We start from the raw sequence: 5516 nt of genomic DNA, 5'->3' as shown, positions 1-5516 counted from the left end.
GGCCAGCTCTGATCTTCCGGCCATAATCTTTACCACCTTTTGCATTCTGCTCCAAGCATGCGGTGTTCAGCATTAAGCAATCCGCTTTAGCGTCAGTCTGCGCGCAGCGCCTTCCGCGTTCGGCATTCGGTCTTCAGCATTCGGTGTTCAGCATTAAGCATTCCGCCTTAGCGTCAGCCTTCGCGCAGCGCCTTCCATGTTCAGCATTCGGTCTTTAGCATGCGGTGTTCAGCATTAAGCAATCCGCCTTAGCGCCAGTCTGCGCGCAGCGCCTTCCGCGTTCGGCATTCGGTCTTCAGCATTCTGCTCTAAGCATGCGGCGTTCAGCATTAAGCATTTCGCCTTAAGCGTCAGCATTCGCCAGAGCCTTCATTCAACATTCGGCCTTCAGCATTCCGCCTTCAGCTTTATGCTTTCACCTTTCTGCTTTCAGCTTTCCGCTCCTTACGCCTGCTGCCGCTTATGCTTCCGCAGCTGACTTAACACTGCCTGCAGATCCTTTGGCAGCGGGGCTTCCAGCTGGTGGGCCACGCCCTGCTGATCTTTAAACTGCAGCTGCCAGGCATGCAGTGCCAGGCGGGTCATGAGGGGGCGCTCTTCTTCTGTGAACTTACCCAGACGGAACTTTTTCTTGATAGTGGATAATAAAATGGGGGCGGGATCGCCATAGAGCTCATCTACGGCTATGGGGTGGCCCAGGTGCTTCATGTGCACGCGGATCTGGTGGGTACGGCCGGTATGGATCTCCATCTTCACCAGGCTGTAAAGCCCAAAGGCTTCCTGCATCTCGTAATCCGTAAGGGAAGCCTTGCCCCGGCGGTTGGTAACCATTTTACCTTTTTGTACAGGATGCTCCATAATGGGCTCATCTATGCTGCCCTGCGGCGGTTCCAGCTGGCCGGTAACCAGGCCCAGGTAAAACTTGCGTACCTCACGGGATTCAAATAACTGGGAAAAATAGCGGTGCGCGGCCTCATTACGGGCAAACAGGATCAGGCCACTGGTATCCTTATCCAGCCGGTGTACGGTAAAAATATTGCCGTAGGCCTTTTTCAGCAGGGTTTGCAGGGAAGGTATCTCACTATCATGCCGGTCGGGGATGGTAAGCATTCCTGCCGGTTTGTTGAGCACCATAAAATCGTCCGTAATATGTATGAGGAGTTCGTTAACGCGCATAATATTCTAAAAGTGGTTAGCGGTTAGCACAAATTACCAACCGCCAACCCTAACAACTTTATTTAAAATGTTTCAGCAGTATCACTTCTTTTTCTGATAAATGGCGCCACTTGCCGCGGTTTACGTTCTTTTTGGTTAAACCGGCGTACATCACGCGATCCAGCTTCTCCACCTGGTATTCCAGGTGCTCGAAGATACGGCGCACAATACGGTTCTTACCGCTGTGGATCTCTATACCTACCTGTGATTTATCCTTGCTGTCCACATAACCCAGGGCATCTACCAGGGCCACGCCATCTTCCAGCGTAACGCCGGCAATGATCTGGTCAAAGTGGGCTTTGGTTAAGGGTTTATCCAACCCTACCTGGTATATTTTTTTGATGTTGTGCTTGGGATGCGCCAGCTTCTGGGCCAGCTCACCATCGTTGGTAAGCAGCAGCAGGCCGGAGGTATTGCGGTCCAGGCGGCCTACAGGGAATACCCTTTCTGAAGTGGCGTCCTGGATCAGCTCCATCACGGTCTGGCGGCCTTCCGGATCATCAGTGGTAGTAATAAATCCTTTGGGTTTATTCAGCAGAATGTACACCAGGTTCTTTTGCAGGCTTACGGGTTTGTTGGCAATCTTTACCCGGTCTTTATCCGTTACCTTAAAGGCCGGTTCCAATACCGGCTTATCATTCACCGTTACCTTACCTTCTTTAATAACATCCACCGCTTTACGGCGTGAGCACAGGCCGGTGTGGGCAATGTATTTGTTCAGCGGCATGCCTTCGTTGCTGCCGGGGGCATCCTCATGCTGGCGGCCTTTGCTGCCAATATTTTTGTTATCGGGCTTACGTTTTGTGGGATCGGTTTTGCGGGCCTGTTTCTCAGCAAAACGTTCGTTGGTGCGGTCAAAGAATTTTTTACGGTTAAAACCGCTGGGCGTTTCCCGGGTAGGGCGGTTGCCTTTACGGTCGCCGCTCCGCTGGAAATCGCCATGGAAGCTGCTATTGTCATCATCCCGTTTGGGTGCGGGTGGGCGCTTATTCCCACGGTCATCATCATTACGCGATGCCCTGGGCTGAAAGCCTTTTTTATCATCATCTTTAGGCGCGGTGCGTACGCGGATGGGCGGGCGTTTATCCCCGCGGGCGTCGTCACTGCGCTGAAAGCCTTTGTTATCGTCTTCTTTAGGTTTGATGCGCACGCGGATGGGCGGGCGCTTATTTTCACCACCGTCTTTCCTTTCCTCGCGCTGGAACTTAGGCCGGAAGGCTTTGTTCTCTTCCTCGCGGGCAGGAGCCGGGCGGGTAGGGCGGTCGGCGGCGCCGCGTTTAAAGTCTTTACCGGCGGGCCTTTCACGATCCCCGGAGTGCGTACGGTTCTTATCACCGGTACGGTTACTGCTTTTGTTCTCTTTAAAGGGAGAGAAGCCTTTTGTTGCAGCAGGTTTGTTTTTTCTCATACTATGTGTTGGCGGAAGCTCATGATTTCCACGATCCTCCTGTTGTTAAACGCTTTTATTATTAACCCTTGTTGGCCAGCTGTCCGCAGGCGGCATCAATATCCTTACCCCGGCTGCGGCGCAGGCGTGCATTTACACGGTGCTTGCCCAGGTACTGCATGAATTTCTCCACTGCTTCCTCGTCCGGTTTCTGGAACCGGGCCTTATCGATCGGATTGTATTCGATAATGTTGATCAGGTCTGCCGGTACCTGCCGGTAGATCTTGATCAGCTCATCGGCATCCTTCTGGGAATCGTTAAAGTCGCGGAAAAGAATGTATTCAAAAGAGATCTGGCTCTGGGTAGCTTTATAGAAATAGTTCAGCGCCTCTATTAATCCCTGCAGGTTGTTGGTTTCGTTGATGGGCATGATCTCGCTGCGCTTCTTATCATTGGCGGCGTGCAGGGAAAGGGCCAGGTTAAAACGTACCTGGTCATCGCCCAGCTGTTTGATCATTTTTGCTACACCGGCAGTAGATACGGTAATACGCTTGGGCGACATGGCCAGGCCATCTGCCGCGGTAATACGCTCTATTGACTGCAGCACATTCTTATAGTTGAGCAGGGGTTCGCCCATACCCATATATACAATATTCGTGAGCTTTTTGCCGGATGATTCCAGGGCCTGCTGGTTCAGCAGGGCTACCTCGTCATAGATCTCATCAAAGTCCAGGTTACGTTTGCGGTCCATAAAACCGGTGGCGCAGAACTTGCAGCTCAGGCTGCAGCCTACCTGCGAGGATACGCAGGCTGTTTGCCGGTTTTCGGTAGGGATCAGTACACCCTCTACCAGATGGCCGTCGTGCAGGCGGAAGCGGTTTTTGATGGTGCCGTCCTCGCTATGCTGGGTAGTATCTATTTTTAAAGCCGGAAGGGTGAAATGCTCTTCCAGGGAGCTGCGCAGCGTTTTGGAGAGGTTGGTCATGGCCTCAAAGCTGCCTGCATGCTTTAACCACAGCCACTCATACACCTGTTTAGCGCGGAAGGGCTTTTCTCCAATTGTGTTAAAGTATTCCTGTATAGCAGGTAAGCTGAGGTGCCGGATGTTTTTCTTATCAGATGTCATATTCTTAAGTTAATGTCTGCCTTACGGCAGTCGGAAAGAAGCTGCAAAGGTAGGGAAAATAATTGGTCCACGGACGTGGGGCCGTGGACCTTAGTCCATAGTCGATGGTCCATGGTCCATAGCATCAGAGCGTGGGGAAAGGTGCTATGGGGAGAACCTGGACTTACAAACCACGTACACCAACTATACGCAGCAGGCAATGGACCATTGACCATGGACCATGGACAGCGGACCGCAGGTCCGCCAATTTCCCTATATTCACACCTCAATTTTGAAAAATATGCAAGCTGCTTATATAGTAGATGCGGTACGCACGCCCATTGGCCGTTATGGCGGGGCGCTGAAAACCGTACGGCCGGATGATATGCTGGCGCTCATGATCCGTTCCCTCCTGGCCCGCAACCCGGGCATAGATCCCGCAGCGATTGAAGATGTAATTGCCGGCGATGCTAACCAGGCCGGGGAAGATAACCGCAATGTGGCCCGTATGGCTGCTTTGCTGGCCGGCTTGCCGGTAACGGTAGCCGGTAATACCGTGAACCGCCTGTGTGCCAGCGGCTTACAGGCTATTATGGATGCTGCCCGCGCCGTGATGTGCGGGGAGGGCGATGTGTACCTGGCCGGTGGCGTGGAAAGCATGACCCGCGCACCTTTTGTAATGGCCAAGGCAGATGGCCCCTTTAACCGCAGTGTGGAAGTACATGACAGCACCATTGGCTGGCGCTTTACCAATAAAAAGCTGGCGGAGATGTATTACCCCTATTCCATGGGCGAAACAGCGGAGAATGTGGCCCGGCAATGGAACATTAGCCGTGAGCAGCAGGACCTGTTTGCCTTTAACAGCCAGCAAAAATATAAAGAGGCCTTTACCGCCGGCAGGTGGGAGGCGGAGATCATTCCCGTAGAGATCACGCCCAATAAGGAGGAGCGCGTAGTGTTCGCCAAAGACGAACCGCCCCGGGAAACCTTCCTGGAAAAGCTGGCCGCCCTGAAACCTGCATTTGCAAAGGATGGTACGGTAACGGCGGGCAATTCGTCCGGTATTAACGACGGCGCTTCTATGGTGATGATCGTTTCTGAAAGCGCCTTAAAACGTTTCGGGTTAACACCCATCGCACAAATAAAGTCCATGGCCATTGCAGGGGTAGACCCTTCTATAATGGGCATTGGCCCGGTGCCGGCTACCACCAAAGCTTTGCAGCGTGCCGGCTTAACCGCCGCGCAGCTGGACCTGGCAGAATTGAATGAAGCATTTGCCTCCCAGTCCCTGGCCTGTATCCGCGACCTGGGCCTGGACCCTGCAAAGGTGAATGTGAATGGCGGCTCTATCGCAATCGGGCACCCATTGGGCTGCAGTGGCGCACGTATCACCACTACCTTGTTACATGAGCTGAAACGCAGGCCGGCAGCACGTTATGGGCTGGCTACTATGTGTGTGGGCGTAGGGCAGGGAGCAGCGGTGGTGTATGAGAGATGTTAGTTAGCTGTTAGCCGTTAGCTGTTAGCTTTTAGCTGTGGGAGTAGTGGAGTTGTAACTGCAATTGATAAAGTGCAGCTGCTATAATTGCGTAAGGAAGGCAAGGTGCAAGTGATTAAAGTTGCAATAGTGATTGATAAAAGTATATTCAGATAAATGCGCAAGACAGGCGGAGCTGCAAAGAATTAAGTTGCAATTGTAATTGAAGTATGCTTAATAGGGATCGGGTAGAATAAAGGCATGCAAAACAGCTGTATAACAAAACTCCTGAAAAGCCCCATAGGAGCCATATAAACCAGGCAGGCCCCAAC

At 52.5% G+C, this 5516-nt stretch carries 4 protein-coding genes; 1 reads left to right on the top strand and 3 read right to left on the bottom strand.

The features are described from left to right. Nucleotides 1-444: 444 nt before the first annotated feature. The 3 genes from VIM87_RS21210 to rlmN all read right to left on the bottom strand — a co-directional run bounded on the left by VIM87_RS21210 (nucleotide 445) and on the right by rlmN (nucleotide 3728). A complete protein-coding gene (locus VIM87_RS21210) occupies nucleotides 445-1176 on the bottom strand; it encodes an RluA family pseudouridine synthase (protein WP_331998942.1) in 732 nt (243 codons plus the stop codon). Nucleotides 1177-1234: 58 nt separating this feature from the next. After that, nucleotides 1235-2623 (bottom strand): pseudouridine synthase, encoded by a 1389-nt coding sequence (locus VIM87_RS21205; RefSeq protein WP_331998941.1) that lies wholly within the window; start codon nucleotides 2621-2623, stop codon nucleotides 1235-1237. 61 nt (nucleotides 2624-2684) lie between these two features. After that, a complete protein-coding gene (gene rlmN, locus VIM87_RS21200; protein WP_331998940.1) occupies nucleotides 2685-3728 on the bottom strand; it encodes a 23S rRNA (adenine(2503)-C(2))-methyltransferase RlmN in 1044 nt (347 codons plus the stop codon). A 280-nt stretch (nucleotides 3729-4008) separates the two neighbouring features. On the opposite strand from rlmN, the gene VIM87_RS21195 reads away from it, so the two are divergent. Continuing rightward, nucleotides 4009-5208, top strand: a complete 1200-nt coding sequence (locus VIM87_RS21195) for an acetyl-CoA C-acyltransferase (protein ID WP_331998939.1) — start codon at nucleotides 4009-4011, stop codon at nucleotides 5206-5208. Nucleotides 5209-5516: the final 308 nt, after the last annotated feature.

The organism is Chitinophaga sp. (assembly GCF_036569125.1).
Taxonomy (GTDB): domain Bacteria; phylum Bacteroidota; class Bacteroidia; order Chitinophagales; family Chitinophagaceae; genus Chitinophaga.
This window is presented reverse-complemented; position numbering and strand designations above follow the sequence as displayed.

Bases quoted from the DNA above. Each gene is read 5' to 3' on its own strand.
- VIM87_RS21195 (WP_331998939.1), top strand. From the start codon at position 4,009: ATGCAAGCTGCTTATATAGTAGATGCGGTACGCACGCCCATTGGCCGT.
- VIM87_RS21210 (WP_331998942.1), bottom strand. From the start codon at position 1,176: ATGCGCGTTAACGAACTCCTCATACATATTACGGACGATTTTATGGTG.
- VIM87_RS21205 (WP_331998941.1), bottom strand. From the start codon at position 2,623: ATGAGAAAAAACAAACCTGCTGCAACAAAAGGCTTCTCTCCCTTTAAA.
- rlmN (WP_331998940.1), bottom strand. From the start codon at position 3,728: ATGACATCTGATAAGAAAAACATCCGGCACCTCAGCTTACCTGCTATA.